Annotated in this window: 13 protein-coding genes; 3 read left to right on the top strand and 10 right to left on the bottom strand. The window is 72.5% G+C overall.

What is annotated here, in order from left to right; translation table 11 throughout:
* Nucleotides 1-2: 2 nt before the first annotated feature.
* Nucleotides 3-1,715 (bottom strand): DUF4192 family protein, encoded by a 1,713-nt coding sequence (locus tag ACGFX4_RS21450; protein WP_393076660.1) that lies wholly within the window; start codon nucleotides 1,713-1,715, stop codon nucleotides 3-5.
* 172 nt (nucleotides 1,716-1,887) lie between these two features.
* Here ACGFX4_RS21450 and ACGFX4_RS21445 point away from each other — a divergent pair, with 172 nt between their 5' ends.
* The gene (locus ACGFX4_RS21445) at nucleotides 1,888-4,095 is read left to right on the top strand and encodes a DEAD/DEAH box helicase (protein WP_393076657.1); all 2,208 of its coding nucleotides are present in this window, start codon (nucleotides 1,888-1,890) and stop codon (nucleotides 4,093-4,095) included.
* A 306-nt stretch (nucleotides 4,096-4,401) separates the two neighbouring features.
* Complete coding sequence (locus ACGFX4_RS21440; protein ID WP_393076810.1) at nucleotides 4,402-5,067, top strand: hypothetical protein; 666 nt, start codon at nucleotides 4,402-4,404, stop codon at nucleotides 5,065-5,067.
* Nucleotides 5,068-5,236: 169 nt separating this feature from the next.
* Here the strand turns inward: ACGFX4_RS21440 and ACGFX4_RS21435 are convergent, their stop codons facing one another.
* The 3 genes from ACGFX4_RS21435 to ACGFX4_RS21425 all read right to left on the bottom strand — a co-directional run bounded on the left by ACGFX4_RS21435 (nucleotide 5,237) and on the right by ACGFX4_RS21425 (nucleotide 7,492).
* Nucleotides 5,237-5,605: a hypothetical protein gene (locus tag ACGFX4_RS21435; RefSeq protein WP_393076654.1), complete on the bottom strand. Its 369-nt coding sequence runs from the start codon at nucleotides 5,603-5,605 to the stop codon at nucleotides 5,237-5,239.
* A 392-nt stretch (nucleotides 5,606-5,997) separates the two neighbouring features.
* Nucleotides 5,998-6,684 carry a ribonuclease HII gene (locus ACGFX4_RS21430; protein WP_393076651.1) on the bottom strand — a complete coding sequence of 229 codons (687 nt, stop codon included), beginning with the start codon at nucleotides 6,682-6,684 and terminating at the stop codon, nucleotides 5,998-6,000.
* Between the two features lie 199 nt (nucleotides 6,685-6,883).
* Entirely contained in the window at nucleotides 6,884-7,492 is a 609-nt protein-coding gene (locus ACGFX4_RS21425) for a TetR/AcrR family transcriptional regulator (protein WP_393076648.1), read from the bottom strand.
* Nucleotides 7,493-7,804: 312 nt separating this feature from the next.
* Between ACGFX4_RS21425 and ACGFX4_RS21420 the strand changes: the two genes are divergently transcribed.
* Entirely contained in the window at nucleotides 7,805-9,352 is a 1,548-nt protein-coding gene (locus ACGFX4_RS21420) for an MFS transporter (protein ID WP_393076645.1), read from the top strand.
* Nucleotides 9,353-9,464: 112 nt separating this feature from the next.
* Here the strand turns inward: ACGFX4_RS21420 and ACGFX4_RS21415 are convergent, their stop codons facing one another.
* The 6 genes from ACGFX4_RS21415 to ACGFX4_RS21390 form a co-directional block, all read right to left on the bottom strand.
* Nucleotides 9,465-10,985, bottom strand: a complete 1,521-nt coding sequence (locus ACGFX4_RS21415) for a DUF4153 domain-containing protein (RefSeq protein WP_393076642.1) — start codon at nucleotides 10,983-10,985, stop codon at nucleotides 9,465-9,467.
* Nucleotides 10,986-11,441: 456 nt separating this feature from the next.
* Entirely contained in the window at nucleotides 11,442-14,549 is a 3,108-nt protein-coding gene (locus ACGFX4_RS21410; protein WP_393076639.1) for an Ig-like domain-containing protein, read from the bottom strand.
* 134 nt (nucleotides 14,550-14,683) lie between these two features.
* Entirely contained in the window at nucleotides 14,684-15,616 is a 933-nt protein-coding gene (locus ACGFX4_RS21405) for a carbohydrate ABC transporter permease (protein ID WP_393076636.1), read from the bottom strand.
* Nucleotides 15,613-16,617, bottom strand: coding sequence for a carbohydrate ABC transporter permease (locus ACGFX4_RS21400; protein ID WP_393076633.1), 1,005 nt, complete (start codon nucleotides 16,615-16,617; stop codon nucleotides 15,613-15,615). Before ACGFX4_RS21400 ends, ACGFX4_RS21405 begins: the two co-directional genes overlap by 4 nt.
* Nucleotides 16,618-16,707: 90 nt before the next feature.
* A complete protein-coding gene (locus ACGFX4_RS21395; protein ID WP_393076630.1) occupies nucleotides 16,708-18,075 on the bottom strand; it encodes an ABC transporter substrate-binding protein in 1,368 nt (455 codons plus the stop codon).
* 200 nt (nucleotides 18,076-18,275) lie between these two features.
* Nucleotides 18,276-19,469, bottom strand: a complete 1,194-nt coding sequence (locus ACGFX4_RS21390; RefSeq protein WP_393076627.1) for a cytochrome P450 — start codon at nucleotides 19,467-19,469, stop codon at nucleotides 18,276-18,278.
* Nucleotides 19,470-19,483: the final 14 nt, after the last annotated feature.

Raw genomic sequence — 19,483 nt, 5'->3', positions numbered from 1 at the left:
GCTCACCTCGACCGCCCTCCACCCGCTCGCCCGCGCGGCTTCCCCCGGTCCGGGCCCGGGATCTCCGCGCCCTGCTCGGCCGCCTGCCGGACCCGCAGCCGGATCCGCCGCCGGGCCGAGCGCCGGGCACCTGCTGCGGCGTCCCCGACCGGAGGACCGTCCTCCCCCGGCCCGGGCAGCTCGGGCGGCTGACCACCGCCCGGGTCACCACCGGCATCCGGCGACCCCCGACAGCGAGCCCCCGCCCCGGGCCCGGCACCGCGCTCCCCCGCGCCGGCCCGGCGAACCCCGCCCGCTTCCTCACCGGCCCCCGAGGCGGCCGGGAGCCCCGGATCCGCCCGGTCCCCACGATCCGGCCCCGCCGGCGTCACCGGCCCGTCCGGTCCGTCCGGACTCTCCGGGCCCACCGGCCCCTCCGGCGTCCTCGGCTTCGGCCCCTCAGGCCCGCCCCGTCCGTCAGGCATGCCCGGTGCCTCCACCGCGCCGCCCTCCGGGCGCCCGGTACCGCTGTGCCGGATCCGCTCGGACCGCTCGCGGCGCACCGCCTCCAACAGCTTCTCCGGCGTCAGCCCGCCGTTGAGCGACTCGTAGAGCAGCTGGGCCAGGGTGTACCCGGGGTCGAGGTCCAGGGCGCGGGAGAGGACGATGCGGGCGGTCGCGCTGTCACCGCCGAGCCAGGACGCCCAGGCGAGCAGGGTCATCGGCGGGGTCGCGAGGTAGTCGAACGGCGGCACGCAGCGCTGGATGAGGAAGCGCCAGAGCCGCTGGGCCGGGACCAGTTCGTGCGGCTCCGCGTACTCCGCGCCGCGGTCGCGGCCGAGCTTGTCCTGGAGCCCGACGAGCAGGCGGGCGGTCTGGGCCGCGTCGAGCCCCTTGGCGCCCGCCCCGAACGCCGCCATCGCCTCGGCGATCAGCTCTCCGGTGCGGTCGACCGTCCCGGCCCGGCCGCGCGGGCCGGTCAGCTCCCGGATGAACGGCGGCCCGGCCTCCTCGATGGCCCGTCGCTGGACGTCCGAGACCGGCGGGCCCACGGGTGCGAGGCCCGCGACGATGGCCTTCCGGCTGCCCCTCGGGGCGAGCCCGGCAAAGGTCGCCGCAGCGGCCAGCGGGCTCGGCAGGTGCGCGGGCCGGACCGGTGTGCCGTCGGGATCGCAACAGCTCGCCCCGGTGCACAGGAACGAGCGCCACCGCCCGGCGGAGATGCAGAGCGACTCCTTCACCACCACTCCCTCGTTCTCGAAGGCCCGGGCCAGCGCACGGGCCAGCGGCTGCAGACGGGCGAGGACCGCCGGCCCTCCGGCCCGGCCCTCCGCGCGGGGGTCGGGCCCCCGGTCGGAACCGCGGTCGGAACGGCGGTCCGGCCCGAGGCTGCCGCCGGGGTCGGGTTCCGCCTCCCCGTCCGGATCGGGATCCCGGCAGAGGTAGAGCAGCACCTGGTCCGGCCTCCGGCCACGCTGCTCGGAGAGCTCGACCAGCAGCCGCGCCGCGTCCTCTGCCACGCGGGACCACCGGGCGGCGTCCTCCGGGATGTCGATCCGGATCACGCCGCCCTGTTCGAGGGCGGGCCCCATCAGCCCGACGGCCACGATCGAGTCGTCCGGGAAGAAGCCGAGCAGGTACGGGAGCATCTCGGCCATGTCGGCCGGCCCACGCATGCGGACCGGGAGGAAACCGGGGATCTGGGCGGAGGGCATGGTGCCGCGGTCGTCGTTCATGGCCGGAAGCGTGCCCCGATCTCCGGCCCGTGGGGCGACTCACCCGTTCGGCTGTGGACAACACGCAGGGCTCAGCATCTGCTCCTTCGTTCGAGCGACGGACGGCCCCGCAGCTGTCCGGTAGTTGTCCACAGGTTCGTGCTTTGTCGGCACCGCGCGGTATCCATGAGCCATGAACCAGCGCACCAGCCACCCCACCGACGCCCCCGACCGCGCTGCCGTCCGTGCCCGCGCCGAGGCGGTGCTGCGCGAGCTGGCCGGGCCCTCGGCCCTGCTGCGCGAGGACCAGTGGTCGGCGATCGAGGCGCTGGTCGTCGACGGTCGCCGGGCCCTGGTGGTGCAGCGCACCGGCTGGGGCAAGTCCGCCGTCTACTTCATCGCCACCGCCCTGCTGCGCTCGCGCGGCGCGGGCCCGACGGTGATCGTCTCCCCGCTGCTCGCGCTGATGCGCAACCAGGTGGAGTCCGCCGCCAAGGCCGGCATCCACGCCCGCACCATCAACTCGGCCAACCCCGAGGAGTGGGACGGGATCCAGGCCGAGGTCGCGGCCGGCCGGGTCGACATCCTGCTGGTCAGCCCCGAGCGTCTGAACAACCCCGACTTCCGCGACCAGGTGCTGCCCAAGCTGGCCGCCTCCACCGGCCTGCTGGTGGTCGACGAGGCGCACTGCATCTCCGACTGGGGCCACGACTTCCGGCCGGACTACCGCCGGCTGCGCACCATGCTCACCGAGCTCGCCCCCGGCGTGCCGGTGCTGGCCACCACCGCCACCGCCAACGCCCGGGTCACCGCCGACGTCGCCGAGCAGCTCGGCACCGGCGCGGAGTCCGGTCCGACACCGGGCCGGGCCCTGGTGCTGCGCGGCGCGCTCGACCGGGAGAGCCTCAGCCTGGCCGTGCTCCCGCTGCCCGACCCGGCGCACCGGCTGGCGTGGCTCGCCGACCACCTCGCCGAGCTGCCCGGCTCCGGCATCGTCTACACCCTGACCGTCGCCGCCGCCGAGGAGGTGGCGGACTTCCTGCGGGGCCGCGGCTTCCCGGTGGCCTCCTACTCGGGCCGGACGGAGGACGCCGAGCGCCGCAGCGCCGAGGCCGATCTGCTGGCCAACCGGGTCAAGGCCCTGGTGGCGACCTCCGCGCTGGGCATGGGCTTCGACAAGCCCGACCTCGGCTTCGTGGTGCACCTCGGTTCGCCGAGCTCGCCGATCGCCTACTACCAGCAGGTCGGCCGGGCCGGCCGCGGCGTCGACCGGGCGGAGGTCCTGCTGCTGCCCGGCCGGGAGGACGAGGCGATCTGGCGGTACTTCGCCTCCCTGGGCTTCCCCGCCGAGGAGCAGGTCCGACGGACGATCGACGCGCTGGCCGAGGCCGGCCGCCCGCTCTCCACGGCCGCCCTGGAGACTCGGGTGGATCTCCGCCGGGCCCGCCTGGAGACCATGCTCAAGGTGCTGGACGTGGACGGCGCGGTCCGTCGGGTCCGGGGCGGCTGGGAGGCGACCGGTCGACCGTGGGCCTACGACGGGGCGCGCTACGCCAAGGTCGCCGAGTCCCGCGAGGCCGAGCAGCGGGCGATGCGGGAGTACGCGGCCGGCACCGGCTGCCGGATGGAGTTCCTCCGCCGTCAGCTCGACGACCCGGACGCCGCCCCCTGCGGGCGCTGCGACAACTGCGCCGGCCCGAAGCACTCCGCCGAGGTCTCGGCCGCCGTGCTGGACGCGGCCCGCGCCGCGCTCGGCCGCCCCGGCGTCACCTTCGAGCCGCGCCGGATGTGGCCGACCGGGATGGAGGCGCTCGGCGTCCCGCTCAAGGGCCGGATCCCGGCCGGCGAGCAGGCCGAGGTCGGCCGGGCGCTCGGCCGCCTCTCCGACATCGGCTGGGGCAACCGGCTGCGCGCCATGCTCGGCGAGCAGAGCCCAGACGGTCCGCTCCCCCGCGAGGTGCTCGACGCGCTGGTCGGCGTGGTGGCCGACTGGGCCAAGGGCCCGGGCGGCTGGGCCGGTCCGGAGGGCCCGGACGGCGCCCGGACGGCCCGCCCGGTCGGCGTCGTGGCCATGGACTCGGCCACCCGGCCCGCCCTGGTCGGCAGCCTCGGCGAGCAGCTCGCCACGGTCGGGCGGCTGCCCCTGCTGGGCCGGGTCGAGTACGCCACAGGCCGGCCGCCGCACGGCGGGCGGAGCAACAGCGCCCAGCGGCTGCACTCGCTGTCCGGCGCGCTGACGCTCTCCCCCGGGCTGCGGGAGACGCTGGCCGCGGCCCCGGGCCCGGTGCTGCTGGTCGACGACCTGGTGGACTCCGGCTGGACGGTCACGGTGGCCGCCCGCCTGCTCCGGCAGGCCGGTGCCACCGCCGTGCTTCCGCTGGTCCTGGCCGTCCAGGCCTGACACCCCGGCAGGGCGGGCGGATCCGGAGTTGCTTCACCGGGTACAACACGGGCGAAACCCTTCGGACCCCCGTCAGCCGAATGGCGGAACGGCGAACGAGGAATATATCCGGCAGAACCACGGCTTTCGGGCGGCGTTCGTCATTTCATCATTGCCGCTCGGCCCGCTGTGACCTGAGAATTGGAGCGTATCCAGCGCCCGGTCCGACGGACCCGGCCTTCGGCGTACGCCCGCGCGGGCTGCTCCACCGCAGCGGGCTCGGGAAGGAGGATCGTGATCAACGGCATCGACCGAGGTCCTTCCCGCATTGACGGCGCGCGCAGCATCGACCTTCCCATCTGGAACGACCTCGAGGTGCCGCTGCTGCGCACTCCCCGCGAGTTCGTCGCCGAGCTGCACCAGCGGCACCTCCCGCAGCCGGGCACCACCGTGGTGGCCGTCCTCGACCCGGAGCACCGGGTGACCGCCTCCGCGTCCTTCGCCACCCGCCCGCACATCACCGACGGGTGGCACCACCGCAACGCGCTCCTCGCCCAGCTGCGCCGGGTCGTCCCGCACGATCTCCGGCTGAGCGTCCCGGTCCGCACGGCGGTGCTGCTGCGCTGCCGGGAGGGATCGCCGGAGTGGACGGAGCAGGACGGCGCCTGGATGTGGGCCCTGCGGGACGCCGCCGAGCTGCACGGGCTGCGCTGCGGCTCCTACCTGACACTGACCCCCGCCGGCTGGCACTCGATCGGCGACGGCCGGCGCGGCCGCAACCCGCACTCGGGGTCCTGGGCGGACGGGCCGATCCACACGGTCACCGAGCTGCCGCCGCGACCGGTCCGGGAGCTGGCCCGCGAGCTCGGCCGGCAGCACCCGGTCGGCGCTCTCCCCGTCGTCCCGGTCGTCCCGGTCGTCGATGCGGCCCCGGTCGCCACCGTCGGTACGGTCACCGCGCTGGACTCCGTCCGCCGCGCAGCCGGCCGCTGAGGCCCGGGCCGGCCCGGGGCCGCCCCCGGACCAGACCGGGCCCGCCCCGGGCCGGCCCGGGGCGGGCCCACGCACGGTGGAACAACGGGTGCCGCGGGACACCACGCGGCTGCGGGAACGACAGAGAGCCCGGGAGCTGTGGGGGCTCCCGGGCTGCGACTTTCAGGGGTCAGGCGAACAGCGGAGCGACCAGCTCGCGCTCGCCGCACACCACCAGCAGCGCGCCGGCACCGTCGAGCGCCTTGCGCGCGGCCCGCTCGACCCGGCCGGCGGTGCCGTCGTTGACGACCAGCACCACCACGTCCCGGCTCAGCGGGCGGCTCGCGTCCGCGTCGGCGTAGAACACATCGCCGCCGTCGGCCAGCTGAGCCCAGTAGCTCTCCTCGCCGAAGCTCAGCTCGTGCTGCTGCCAGGGATGCGCCTCGCCGACCGTCAGGACCAGCACGTCGCCCGGGCGACGGCCGGACTCCAGCAGCGCGTCCACCGCCTCGTCGGCGCGCTCGACGGCGTCGCCGGGCGCGGCCGGCAGCAGTTGCACGGCAGGAGTGGCACGGCTGGGCGCCGGTGCGGGCTTGGGGCCGGGTGCCGGCCGCGGCCCGGGAACGGGGCGGTCGGCGCGCGGCGGTGCGGGCCTGGGGCCGGGCCTCGGTGCGGCGGGGCGGGGGCCCGGCACCGGGACGGCGGCTACGGCGGAAGGGGAAACGGCCCGACCGGCGGCGGGCGTGCGGGGGGCGGATGCGTCCGACTTGTGGGGAAGGGGAACGCCGGGGCCCGGGATACTCTCGTGAATCTCCGGCTCCTCGGGGAAGACAGGCATACCCGGATATCTATCAAATGCCGGTCGGATGCGCACGGGCACCCCACCACTTGGGCACGTACGCGCCGCAATCCGACCGTCGCGGGCCCGCAGGCGGACGACCTGACAATACGTCAGAAACCGAGCGAAAGCTGCTCGCCCCGGTCCTCCTCGCCGGCCCGGTGGCGCTTGAGGTGTCGCCAGCGCGGCAGCGCGTCCATGTAGGCCCAGGAGAGCCGGTGGTGCTCGGTGGGCCCGAGCTCGTCCAGCGCGGCGCGGTGCACCGGGGACGGGTAGCCCGCGTTCTCGTCGAAGGCGAACGCGGGGTGGTCGGCGCCCAACTCGGCCATCAGGCCGTCGCGCTGCACCTTGGCCAGCACCGAGGCGGCGGAGACGCAGACGCAGGACTGGTCACCCTTGATCACCGTACGCACCCGCCACGGGCCGCCCAGATAGTCGTGCTTGCCGTCGAGGATGACCGCGTCCGGCACGACCGGGAGGGCCTCCAGGGCCCGGGTGGCGGCGAGGCGGAGCGCGGCGGTCATGCCGAGCTCGTCGCACTCCTGCGGGGACGCCTGGCCGATGGCGTACGCGGAGACCCAGTCCGCGAGGACCGGGGCGAGCGCGAGGCGACGGCGCTCGGTGAGCAGCTTGGAGTCGGTCAGCCCCTCCGGCGGCTTGCGCAGGCCGGTGACGGCCGCACCGACGGTGACCGGGCCGGCCCAGGCGCCGCGCCCGACCTCGTCCAGTCCGACGACCACGCTCGCGCCGGCCCGACGCAGGGATCGCTCGACCGAGTGGGTCGGGGGGTCGTAGGGCATGGCTGATCCGTTCGGCGAGGAGCTGGCACCGCCCAGCCTACGCCGCCCGCGGACCACCCCCACGCGCCCGCCGACCCGCCCACCGGCCGCCTGCTGGAGAGAACGCCCCACCCCTGCCGCAGCCCCGAACCGACCCGACCCAGGCCCGGCCAAGACGGCCCGCCCCGACCCGCACCCAGCCAGAACGGCCGCGGCCGGGTCACGGCCGGACCAGCGGCACCAGCACCTCGTCGACCAGCCGCTCGCAGAACTCCCTGTCGATCCGCCCGGTGCACAGCTTCGCCCGGTAGAGCATCATCGCCGGCACGACGTCCGCGACCAGCGGGTCGGCGGCTCCCGGCCGGACGTCCCCGCGCTCGGCGCCGCGGCGCAGGACGGCCAGCACCGCGGAGGTGCTCGGGCCGAGCACCCGCCCCTGCAGGAACTCCCGGAAGTTCTTGGCCTGTTCGTGGTCGAGCTCGGCCATCAGGACCCGCATCGCATTGCCGACCCGGGAGTTCATCACACTCGCGTACACCTGCATGACCTGCAGGAGCTCGCCTCGCACCGACCCCAGGTCGGGGATGGCTGTAGGGGGTGGGAGAGTGGCGTCGAGGGCGTCCATCACCAGGTCCGCCTTGGACGCCCAGCGCCGGTAGAGCGCGGCCTTCCCGGTCTGCGCCGCGCCGGCCACGCCCTCCATCGTCATCCGCGCGAACCCGCCGGAGGTGAGCAGCTCCAGGGCCGCGTCGAAGATCGCGGCCTCCAGCGCCTTGCCGCGCTTGCGCGACACGACGGGCGCGACGGACGCGACGGACGTGACCGGCACATCCGGCACGCCCGGCGCGGCAGCCCCAGCAGTCGCTGAAGTCGCAGCAGGCACGGCAGAGCCGCCCCGCTGCCGACCGACGCCGTCCGCCGGGCCGATCGCCGGGCCGATCGCCGTCTGCCTCCGGACCATCTGATCCATCGTCACCCATCCTAAAGAACGCTTGCGTTCACAATGTCCCCCGGATATCGTCCCATAGTGAACGCATCCGTTCGCTAACGCAATGTGCAGTCGTCACCCACATTGCGCACAACGACCTAGAGCAACGGCCGAGCACCAACCGAACAGCAGTAGCCAGCAGGGGGCACGACAGTGGCTATCTCCGACATGCTCAGCAAGTCCGCTCCACCCAGGGCCAGTCGCGGCCAGCACAAGGGCATCGCCCTGACCGTGATCGCGGCGACCCAGCTCATGGTGGTCCTCGACGCGACCATCGTGAACATCGCGCTCCCGCACATCCAGGACGCGCTCAAGTTCTCCACCACGAACCTCTCGTGGGTGATCAACGCCTACACGCTGACCTTCGGCGGCCTGCTGCTGCTCGGCGGGCGTGCGGGTGACATCCTCGGCCGGCGGCGGGTGTTCATCGCCGGTGTGCTGCTGTTCGGCCTGGCCTCGCTGCTCGGCGGCTTCGCGGAGAACGGCACCATGCTGCTGGCCTCGCGTGCCCTGCAGGGCATCGGCGGTGCGATCTGTTCGCCCACCGCCTTCGCGCTGATCGCCACCAACTTCGAGGAAGGGCCGGAACGCAACCGGGCGTTCGGCGTGTTCTCGGCGGTGGCGGGCTCGGGTGCGGCGATCGGCCTGCTGGCCGGCGGCGTGCTGACCGAGTACCTGAACTGGCGTTGGGTGTTCTTCGTCAACGTCCCGATCGCGATCCTGATCGCCGTCGCGGCGCCGATGTACATCAACGAGTCGGAGCGCCAGGAGGGCACCTTCGACCTGCCCGGTGCGCTCACCTCGACGCTCGGCCTGGTCAGCCTGGTGTACGGCTTCATCCACGCCGCCTCGGACGGCTGGAGCAGCACCGTGACGCTGGTGTCCTTCGCCGCGGGCGTGCTGCTGCTGGCCGGCTTCGTGGTCATCGAGCGGCGCACCGCGCAGCCGATCACCCCGCTCCACCTGTTCCGGGACCGGAACCGGACCGGCGGCCTGATCATGATGCTCTGCCTGGCCGCCGCGATGTTCGGCATCTTCTTCTACGTCACGCTGTTCGTGCAGCGGGTGCTGGGCTACAGCCCGCTGAAGGCCGGTGTGGCCTTCCTCCCGATCAGCGTCGCGATCATCATCGCCGCGCAGCTCGCCTCGGTCTTCCAGGCCCGGCTCGGCCCGAAGCCGTTCATGGCCGGCGGCGCGGTGCTGGTGACGGCGGGCCTGGCCTGGCTGACCCAGACCAACACGGACAGCAGCTACGTCACCGGGGTGCTCGGCCCCACGGTGACCTTCGGCTTCGGCATGGGTCTGATCTTCGTGCCGGTGATGCTGATCGCGGTCGCCGGCGTGGCCGACAACGAGACCGGTGCGGCCTCCGGCCTGCTCAACTCGGTGCAGCAGATCGGCGGCTCGCTGGGCCTGTCGATCCTGACCACAGTGTTCGCCAACGCGGCGGTCTCCGAGGGCAAGTCCCAGGCCGCGGACTTCATGCAGAACGCGCCGGCCGAGGCGAAGGCCCACTTCCAGCAGACCGGCCAGTTCCCGCCCGGCAGCACGTGGGCCAACGAGGTGCTGGCGTACGGCATCTCGCAGGCGTTCATCGTGGGTGTGGTCTTCGCGGCGGTCGCCCTGCTGGTGTCGATCTTCGTCATCAAGGCGAAGGCCAGCGACCTCCCGACCGGGAGCGGCGCGGGCGTCGCGCTCTGACGGTTCCGCAGCACGGATGCGGGCGTGCCCCCCGGCACGCCCGCATCCGCGTCGGCCCCGACCCCGGTCCCGGTCCCCACCCAGGTCCCCACCCAGGTCCCGGTGCCGAGGCTCAGTCGTCGAGGTCGCGGTAGGCCGAGTCGGAGAAGCCGATCCGGGCGCAGGCGGCGGAGCCGTTGCGGACCGGGTGCTTGCGCAGGATGTCCCGGGCGCGGGCCTCGGCGAGGCTGCTGCCGTACCAGGGGTTGGAGTCGGCCTCCAGGTCCCGCTCGATCAGTTGCAGCGCGCAGTCCCGGTAGTCGCCGGGCAGCCGGTCCAGCGCGGGGACGGCGTCGGCGGACAGGTCGCGCAGGTAGCCGATGTCGATCCGGTGGGACTGCTCGAAGCGGGCCACGTTCTGCTCGGCGACCAGCGCGTCCGGCCGGATCAGGCCGAAGACCGCGAGCGCCACCGCTCCGCTCAGCACCACCGCCCGGGGCAGCCAGCTGCGGCCGGCAAGCACGCCGCCGACCAGGACCAGCAGGAAGACCGTGCCGAGCCAGATCTCCGTCGCGGCAACGGTGATCCGCTGCTCGCTGAGGCCGAAGGCGTCCAGGTAGAGCTTCATCCGGACCAGTGCGGTGGCGACCACCACCAGGCTGAGCCCGCAGAGCAGGCCGAGCAGGACCTTGACCAGCCGGCGGTCGCCGGGGGTGGTGCGCGGCGCCCAGTACGTGGCGAGCGCGATCACCGCGAGGGTGAGCACGGCCACCCAGAGCAGCTGCCAGAAGCCCTGCCGCGCGTACTCGGCGGGGGTCATCCCGGTGCGGCGCATGATCTCGCCGTAGCCGCCGATCAGCACCACCAGCTGGACCAGGACGAAGGCGCCGAACAGCAGGTTCATCACCACCAGCGGGATCGCCCACTCCAGCCGTCCGCGTTCGCGGCCGGGTGTGGTCGCCAGCCGGTCCCAGCGGCGCGGGGCGGCGGCGGCGTGCGCGGCGCCGAGCGCCAGCAGGACGCCGATGACGAAGAAGACGGCGCGCAGCGGCAGGTCGCCGACGTCGAAGGACGGGACCAGGCTCTCCAGGACGTCGGCCATAGTCGAGTCGGCGGCGGCGAACAGCGAACCGAAGACCACCAGCAGCACGATCGACGCGCCGACCGCCTTGACGATCGGCAGCACCTTGGCGCGGGCCGGGTGACGGACCGTCCGGCCGGCCTTCAGGGCCCAGGCCACACCGTGGACGATGTGCGCCGGCAGGCCGATCTGGCCGAGCAGGACGCCGGGCCAGCGGCGGCCTCCGTGCAGGGTCAGCGAGGCGAGAGCGAGCGAGGCCACGACGGCGAGGAAGCTCTGCAGGCCGTCGTCGCTGACCGCCGGGATCGCCGTCAGGACGAGGGCCGAGACCGCGAAGGCCAGCGTCCACGGGCGGGCCCGCCGCCCGGTGGACAGCGCCACCAGCACCGCGCCGACGGTCGCGACGAGGGCGCACAGCAGCAGGTTGACGCCGAGTCCGTCGCCGAACAGCTGCGCGGCGAGCATGCCCGAGGCGAGCGCCGCGACCAGGACCCGGGGCGCGGGCGGCGCGGCCTCCCGGGCCTTGGTGAGCTTGGACCAGGCGGGCTCGACCGGCACGTACGGGCGGTACATGTACGGATTGGGCGCGGGCGCCGGCCCGGGGCCCCGCCCCGGCACCTGCCCGGGCACGCCACCGACCGGCACCTGCCCGGGCACAGCACCGACCGGCGGCGGAACGGCTCCCCCGCCCGACCCGGATCCCGGCACAGCTCCCGGCCCCGGCCCTGCAACCGGCCCCGCAACCGGCCCCGCCACCGGCCCCGACCCAGCCGCGGCCGACGACCCCGGCGCACCCTGCGCACCCGACTCCGGCGCCGCCGCACCCGACTCCGGCGCCGGACCGGCCTGCGGCGACGGTCCTTCAGGTACGGACGGACTCGTCATGAAACCCCCTCAGAACGTGGATCCCGTGACTCTAGAAGGATCACGCCACTTCTGAACAGGTTCAAAATGCCGCCGGGGCGGCTTGGTCACAGACCTGTGACACAAGCCGCCCCGGCGATGGTGGGACGAAGCGGACCTACCGGGTCAGTACGACCCGTACAGCGAGTAGACCAACGTGTCCTTCACCGCCGGCCCGAAGGCGGCCGGCCAGGTCCCGAACGGCACCCCGGTGTTGCTGTAGGCGCCCGAGGCGGCCGGGCCGGTGCTGAAGTTCATGTTGTTCACCGCGCTGCTGGTGCCGTTGGAGTTGTAGACCAGCCAGTAGGTGGTGTTGGCAGCCAGCGTGTAGTCGACCGGCACGGTGTTCCAGGCGTTGCCGGTCAGCGTGCCGCTCGCGGTGGAGACCAGCAGGTTGCCGGGCGAGCCGGAGACGTCGCTGTAGACCGCCAGCTGGAACTGGTTGTTGGGCGCGGCGCTGACCGAGCCGACGTGCACGGTGAGCGAGGTCAGCGGTACCGCGCTCGCCCCGGTGGTGATCTTCGATCCGTTGAGGTGGTTGGAGTCGGTGTCGTCGATCAGGGTGCCGATGGCCGTGTTGCCGATGGTCTTCGGCGGCGCGCCACCGGTGGTGAAGGAGACCGCGTACGGCGCGGCCAGGGTGTTGCCCGCCCCGTCCTTCACGCCCTGCGCCGTGGCGGTGTACCCGGTGGTCAGGGCGAGCGCGGCGCTCGGGGTGAAGACCGCGGTGCTGGTCGCCGCGTCGTAGGAGACGGCGCCCGCGACCGGCGTGCCGCCGCTGGTGGTCTTCAGGGTGACCGTGCTGCCGGAGACCGTCGCCGGGTCGAGCGGCTCGCTGAAGGAGAACCGCACGGTGGAGCCGATCGCCACCCCGGTCGCGCCCGAGGAGGGCGAGGTGCCGGTGACCGTCGGGGCGGTGGTGTCCTGCCCGTAGGTCGCGGTGTACGAGCCGACCGCGCCGTCGAAGAAGGCGTACGCGATGCCGTGGATGGTCTCGATCCGGTAGGTGACCGGCTGGCCGCCCTTGCTCAGCCCGGCGAGCGTGCCGGAGGCGGAGTTGACCGGGACCATCGCCCGCAGCCCGTTGGTGCCGCCGGTGATGTCGAAGGTCAGCGCGTTGCCCGCCCAGGCGAGCTTGGAGAAGGCGGAGCCGTTGCGCCCGTCCAGCCAGGTGAGCATCTGCCGGCCGGAGACCACCGGCACGCCCTTGGCCTTGGCCGCGGAGATGATCGCGTCCGAGGCGGAGGAGGCCGCGTAGTCGGTGTGGATGTTGGCGTTCAGCGCCGCGTAGTAGCCCTTCGCGCCGTAGGCGGCGTCCAGCAGGGTGTTGACCGTCGACGGGTAGGACTGGCCGGACTCGTCGGTCAGCTGGGTGGTCGCCTGGTACTCGTCGATGACGGTGCCGTCGGCGTCCGCGAACTTCATGATCTGACCGGTGCCGTTGAAGTAGCCCGGGCGGTCCTGCACGAAGTTGGACGGGTAGTAGTAGTAATCGGCGTCCAGCCGGATCCCGTTGGCCAGCTTGGTCTTGGCCTGGGTCGCCCAGTCGTCCCACTCCACGCAGTGCGTGCGGCTGCTGGACGGCGCCGGCAGCGAGCCGTACTTGGCCTTCCAGTCGGCCAGCTGGGTGGCGTAGATGTTCTGCAGGTCGGCCGCGGTGCCCCAGGGCTTGCAGCCGGTGGTGACGTGCACGCCGACCTCGAAGCCCTGGTCGGAGTAGGCCTTCGCCTGGGTGTCGGTCATCGGGTCGTCGGTGTAGATGTACGAGGAGCCGCGCACGCACTCCCAGTTGGCCACGTTGCAGCCGGCCGGGGACTGCGCGATGTAACCGTCCCAGCGGCCCGCGGTGCCGCCGATGCCGTGGTCGTCACCGGTCATGATGACCACCGCCTTGACGTCCCGGGGGAAGTACCAGAAGCGCGGCAGCGGCTTCTTGCCGGAGTCCATCAGGGTGATCAGGTTGGACAGCAGCCGCTGCTGCTCGTCGGCGATCGGGATCAGCGCCTTGTCCAGGTTGTTCCAGTTCGGCTGGCCGTTGGTGCCGAAGAACATCTCGGCGGCCTCGTAGCCGTCGGTGGAGTCGCGCTGCTGCCCGGCCCAGGCGATGTTGCCCTGCCGGGTCTGCACCACGGACCTGGCCAGGTCGAAGGTGAACGCGGCGGCCCGGCCGCTGCCCGCGGTGCGCAGGGTGACCGCCGGGTTGGCGGTGGCGGTGGACGCGTCCGCGTACAGCGAGGCGACCGCGGTGGCGCCGTTGAGGGTGTACCGGTCGGCGGTGCCGTGGAAGCCCATGGTGTCGGCGGTGAGGCCGGCGCCCGGCGCGGCCGAGGTGTCGATCTTCAGGTACGCGTCGGCGAGCGTGCCGGTGGTGGCGGTCAGGCCGAGCAGCGGTGCGAGCTGCTTGTCCGGCCGCATCGCGATCAGCCGGCCGCCCCCGGTGGTCCAGTCGCCGAACATGGTGACCTGGGCCGGGGTCAGCGGCATCTCGCCGAGCAGCACCACGTCGTACGAGGCCAGGGTCGAGGCGCTGACCTGGGAGAGGTCGCTGACCTTGTAGTAGTTCAGGCCCTCGGCCTTGAGGATCTCGGTGTAGTACCGGGTGTAGGGGTTGGCCGGGTCGGCCACCAGCAGGATCGGGCCCTCACTGCCGGGGCCGCTGCCGGGCGGTGTGGTGCCGCCGGAGTCCGGGGTGTAGGTGGCGTAGATCGAGTAGTTGAGCGAGCCGGTGGAGACCGCGCCGAAGCTGCTCGGCCAGGTGCCGAAGGCGGTGCCGCTGGTGGAGTAGCCGCTGGTGCCGCCGGTGGCGTACTGCAGGTTGTTGACCGCGGAGCCGGTGCCGTTGGAGTTGTAGGCCAGCCAGTACGGGGTGTTGGGCGTCAGGGTGGCGGTGAGGGCGACGGTGTTCCAGGCGTTGGCGGTCAGCGTGGCGCTGCCGCTGGCCGCCACCAGGGCGCCCGGCTTCCCGGCGCTGTCGCCGTAGATCGCCACCTGGTACTGGTTGTTGGGGGCCGCGCCGACCGCGCCCACGTGGACGCTGACGCTGGAGACGGTGCCGCCGTTCACGCCGGTGACGTAGCGCGAGGCGTTCATGTAGTTGGAGTCGCCCGAGTCGGTGGCCGCGCCCACCGCGTTGTTGCCGAGTACCGCGGTCGCGGCGTGGGCGGGCGCCGCCACCAGCCCTGCCGCTGCCAGCAGGCCCACCAGCACGCCTGCGAGCCGTCTTCTTACACGCACGCCAACCCCCCAAGGTCGGATCAACCAGTTCACCGGCAGAACTGCCGCTACCGGTGTACCGGCTGGCGCCCCGACCCGTCCTCGGAATCACCACATCTGTGACTCTCCCTTGACAGTTGTGACCAGGCCTTGACTCAGCCCTTGACCGAGCCGGCCAACAGGCCGCGGACGAAGTAGCGCTGGAGGGCGAAGAAGACGGCGAGCGGGATGATCAGCGAGAGGAAGGCGCCGGCGGTGAGGAGCTCCCAGCGCTGGCCGGTGGAGCCGGCCATCTGGGCGAGCCGGGCGGTCATCGGGGCCACCTCGGGGGTGCCGCCGGCGAAGGTGAGGGCCACCAGCAGGTCGTTCCAGACCCAGAGGAACTGGAAGATGGCGAAGGAGGCGAGCGCGGGCGCGCACAGCGGCAGCACGATCGAACGGAAGATCTTGAAGTGCGAGGCGCCGTCGACGATGGCCGCCTCCATCAGGTCGCGCGGCAGCTGCGCGATGAAGTTGTGCAGCAGGAAGATCGCCAGTGGCAGCGCGAACGCGGTGTGCGCCAGCCAGACCGGCGCGTACGTGCCGCGCAGGTCGAGCGCGGGCAGGATGGTGACCGAGCCGAGGTGGGCGCCGCCGGAGAACAGCTGGAGCAGCGGGATCAGCGCCATCTGCAGCGGCACCACCTGCAGCGCGAAGATCACGAAGAAGACCGCGTCGCTGCCCTTGAACCGCACCCAGGCGAGCGCGTACGCCGCCATCGAGGCGAGCACCAGCGGGAAGACGGTGGCCGGTACGGCGATCGCCACCGAGTTGACCAGGAAGGGCATCAGTCCGGCGCTGTTGCCGAAGCCGCCCTCGAAGAGCACCGCGTGGTAGTTCTCGAAGCCCAGGTTCGGGTGGACGAACACCTCCCACCAGCCGCTGCTCGCGACGTCCGCCTTGGGCCGCAGCGAGGTGACCAGCAGGCCGATGGTGGGGATGGTCCACAGCACGGTGACCGCGATCACCAGGACCGAGGCGAGCGGGCTGCTGAAGGCCTTCCGGACGGCGCCGGGCTGCGCGGTCGTGCGGGTCGTCGACTGCTTCATCGGACCGTACGCTCCTTGCGCAGCTGGATGATGTTGTACGCCACCAGCGGCAGCACCGCCAGGAAGAGGATCACCGCGAGGGCGCTGCCACGGCCGGTGTTGTACTGCTCGAAGGACTGCGAGTACATCTCGTTGGCCAGCACCTGGGTGCCGAAGTTGCCGCCGGTCATGGTGCGGATGATGTCGAAGGCCTTGAGCGTGGTGATCATGACGGTGGTGAGCACCACCACGATCGTGGTGCGGATCATCGGCACGGTGACCGAGCGGAACAGCCGGACGCCGGTCGCGCCGTCGAGCCGGGCGGCCTCGGTGATCTCGTCCGGGATGGCCTTGATGGCCGCCGAGAGGACCACCATGGCGAAGCCGGTCTGCACCCAGACCATGACCACCATCAGCAGGAAGGTGTTGAGCGGCTGGGAGAGGATCCAGTTCGGCGGGTGCTCCCAGCCGAGGGCGATGACGACCCGGCTGAGCAGGCCGACCTGCGGCTGCGAGGGGTCACGGGCCTCGTAGACGAACTTCCAGATGATCGAGGCGCCGACCAGCGAGACCGCCATCGGCATGAAGATCAGCGACTTGTAGATCGCCTGGCCGCGCATCCGGTCGACCAGCAGGGCGAGCAGCAGGCCGAGGCCGGTGGCGGCGAGCGGGGCGATCAGCAGCCACAGCAGGGTGGTGAGCAGCACCTCCTGGATGTGGGAGGTGGTGAAGGCCCAGCCGAAGTTGGCGCCGCCGAGGAAGCGGGTGGAGTCGTCGTTGTAGAAGCTCAGGTAGACGGTGCGGACCAGCGGCACCACCAGGCCGATGCCGAGCAGCAGGACGGCCGGCCCGAGCATCACGGCGATCGCCAGCGGGCGGGTGAAGCGCCCGCCGGCCCGCCCCGCCGCGAAGAAGATCACCAGCAGGATGCCGAGGAAGCCCGCGATGGCGCCGGCGCTGTTGCCGAACTTGATCGTTGCGTCCGTCCACGCCGAGTTGGCGAGCACGAGATCGGTGGGCATGCGAAGGGTCCTTCCTCAGGGCATGGGAGGGGCAGCGCGGGTGGGTGGACCCGCGCTGCCCGATGCCGGCCGCTCACGGCCGGGCCGCGGTTACTGCGGCCAGGCCGCGTCGATGTCGGCCGCCACCTTCGGGATGGCCTGTCCCTCGGCGAACCAGGCGGTCAGCGCCTTCCACTCGGCACCGGAGCCGACCGCGGCCGGCATCAGGTCGGAGCCGTCGAAGCGGAAGGTGGCCGCCGGGTCGGTGAGCGCCTCGGCCGAGAGCTTGTCGATCGGGTCGGTGTACAGGCTCTTGTCCACGCCCTGGTTGGCGGACACCCAGCCCTGGGAGGTCTTGACCCGGCTGCTCGCCCACTCGGAGGTGGAGAGGTAGTTCTGCACGGCCTGCACCTCGGGCCGGTCGGAGAAGGCCGCGAGGAACTCGCCGCCGCCCTCGACCGGGTTGGAGACCTGCGGGTTCACCGCCGGCAGGTGGAAGGCGAAGATGTCGCCGTCCGGGCCGATGTTGGTGCCCTTGGGCCACTGGGCGCGGTAGAACGAGGCCTGCTGGAGCATCGCGCACTTGCCGCTGAGGATCGGTGTGCCGGCGTCCTGGAAGGTGGTGGTGGCGATCGACTTCACGTCGCCGAAGCCGCCGTTCACCCAGGCCGGGTTCTGCATCCAGTCGGCCACCGTCTTCATCGCGGTGGTGATCTTCTCGTCGCTGAACTTGACCTTGTGGCTGACCCACTGGTCGTAGACGTCGCCGCCGTAGGTGCCGAGGACGACCTCCTCCAGCCAGTCGGTGGCCGGCCAGCCGGTCGCGGTGCCGGAGCCGATGCCGCCGCACCACGGCTTGGCGGAGCCCGCCTTGGCGATCTTGTCGCTGAGCGCCATCAGGTCGGCCCAGGTCTTGGGCACCTCGTAGCCGGCCGCCTTGAAGGCCTTCGGCGAGTACCAGACCAGCGACTTCATGTTGGCGCTCATCGGCGCGGCGTAGAAGGTGCCGTTGACCGAGCCGTAGGTCCGCCACACCGGCGACCACTTGTTCTCGTTGTCCGCGGTCTGCTGCGGGGGCTTGACGACCTTGCCGGTCTTCACCATCTGGGCGAGCAGGCCGGGCTGCGGGATGATCGCGAAGTCCGGGGCGTTGCCGCCGCTCACCCGGACCGGCAGCTGCGACTCGAAGTCGTTGGAGCCCTCATAGGCGATCTTGATGCCCGTACAGGAACTGAACTCGGCCCAGGACTTCTCCAGCGAGTCCGACTCCGGGCTCAGGATGGAGGCGTACATGGTCACCTTGGTGCCGGAGTGGCCCGCGTACGCCTGGTACTTGGCGCAGTCACCCGTCAGCGCGGCCGCCGAGGACCCGCCTCCGCCCGATCCTGAACTGTTGGAACACGCGGCCGTCAACGCCAGTGCGAGTACGGCCGGAACCGCCAGCAGTCGGCGTCGTCCGGGGGTCACGGGGGTGGTCAATGCGGGTCCTCCTTGCCAGGGCACCTATATGCCAGCAGTAAGACGAACAACACACTGCGCTGTACCGGTGAGCATGGATCTGTCAGCCGGAGAAGGCTGGCTTGAAGACGTTAACTCACCGGTTACCCCACGCCAAGGCATGCGTTAGACCTTCATCACGCGGCGCCCCAGTTGTGACCCGCCCGTGCTGTCGACGCCGGTCACAGCCGTACCGGCAGCTCCTTCAGGCTGTTCACCACGGCCGACGGGTTGGCCCGCAGCTCCTCGTCCGGCACCGCGAGCGCCAGGTCGGGGAAGCGCTCGAACAGCGCGGGCAGCGCGACCGAGGCCTCCAGCCGGGCCAGCGGGGAGCCCGGGCAGACGTGCGGGCCGTGGCCGAAGGACAGGTGCCGCCGGGCATCCCGGGTGATGTCGAAGACCTCGGCGGTGATGCCGTGCTGCACCGGGTCGCGGCCGATCGCGTTGTAGGAGATCAGCACCGCGTCGCCCTCGGGGATCACCACCCCGCCGACCTTGATCTCCTCGGTTGCGAAGCGGAACAGGAAGTTGCTGGTCGGCGGCGTCCAGCGGAGCGACTCCTCGACCACCACCGACCACTCCACCGCGCCGGAGCGGGCGAGCGCCAGCTGGTCGGGGTGGGTGAGCAGGGCCCGGACCGCGTTGGTGATCAGGTTGACCGTGGTCTCGTGGCCGGCCGCGATGATCACCCGCAGGGTGGCGGCGGCCTCGGTGTCGGTCAGCGCGCCGCCCTCGACGTCGGCGGCCAGCAGGGCGCTGGTCAGGTCGTCGCCGGGGGTCGCCCGGCGGGTGGCGACCAGATCGGCGACGAAGGCGTTCAGCGCCGCGATGGTGGCCTGCACGTCGTGCCGGACGCTGGAGAAGAAGCGCTCGTAGAGCTCCCGGATGTAGGCATGGTCGTGCTCCGGGACGCCGAGCAGCCAGCCGATCACCGACATCGGCAGCGGGAAGGCGAACGCGCTCTTCAGGTCGACCACCGGGCCGGCCGCGGCGACCGCGTCCAGCAGGCCGGCGGTGACCTCCTCGATCTTCGGACGCATCAGCTCGACCCGGCGCGGGGTGAACGCCTGGGCCACGATCGCCCGCAGCCGCCGGTGCTCGGGGCCGTCGGTGGTGACCATCGACGGGCCGGGCACGGCCAGGCCGATCAGCGGCCAGTCCTTGGGGACCTCGCCGCGCTGGAAGGCCGCCCAGTGCTGGGCGCTCTTCACCAGCCGGGCGTCGGTGAGCAGCTCGCGGGCCTCCGCGTGCCGGGTGACCGCCCAGCCGCGCACGCCCAGCAGCTCCACCGGCACCACCGCGCCGGCGGCGCGCAGGGCGGCACCCTCGGCGGCGTTGTCCCGCGCCAGCGGGTCCATCACGAACGGGACGGTCATCTCGGACTCTCCAG

This window comes from Kitasatospora sp. NPDC048365 (assembly GCF_043200835.1).
Taxonomy (GTDB): domain Bacteria; phylum Actinomycetota; class Actinomycetes; order Streptomycetales; family Streptomycetaceae; genus Kitasatospora; species Kitasatospora terrestris.
The sequence above is the reverse complement of the archived record's forward strand: the minus strand, read 5'-3'. Positions and strand labels throughout refer to the sequence as shown.

Excerpts from the sequence above, each read along its gene's own strand:
- ACGFX4_RS21450 (WP_393076660.1), bottom strand. The coding sequence starts at position 1,715 with ATGAACGACGACCGCGGCACCATGCCCTCCGCCCAGATCCCCGGTTTC.
- ACGFX4_RS21445 (WP_393076657.1), top strand. The coding sequence starts at position 1,888 with ATGAACCAGCGCACCAGCCACCCCACCGACGCCCCCGACCGCGCTGCC.
- ACGFX4_RS21430 (WP_393076651.1), bottom strand. The coding sequence starts at position 6,684 with ATGCCCTACGACCCCCCGACCCACTCGGTCGAGCGATCCCTGCGTCGG.
- ACGFX4_RS21415 (WP_393076642.1), bottom strand. The coding sequence starts at position 10,985 with ATGTACCGCCCGTACGTGCCGGTCGAGCCCGCCTGGTCCAAGCTCACC.
- ACGFX4_RS21405 (WP_393076636.1), bottom strand. The coding sequence starts at position 15,616 with ATGAAGCAGTCGACGACCCGCACGACCGCGCAGCCCGGCGCCGTCCGG.
- ACGFX4_RS21400 (WP_393076633.1), bottom strand. The coding sequence starts at position 16,617 with ATGCCCACCGATCTCGTGCTCGCCAACTCGGCGTGGACGGACGCAACG.
- ACGFX4_RS21390 (WP_393076627.1), bottom strand. The coding sequence starts at position 19,469 with ATGACCGTCCCGTTCGTGATGGACCCGCTGGCGCGGGACAACGCCGCC.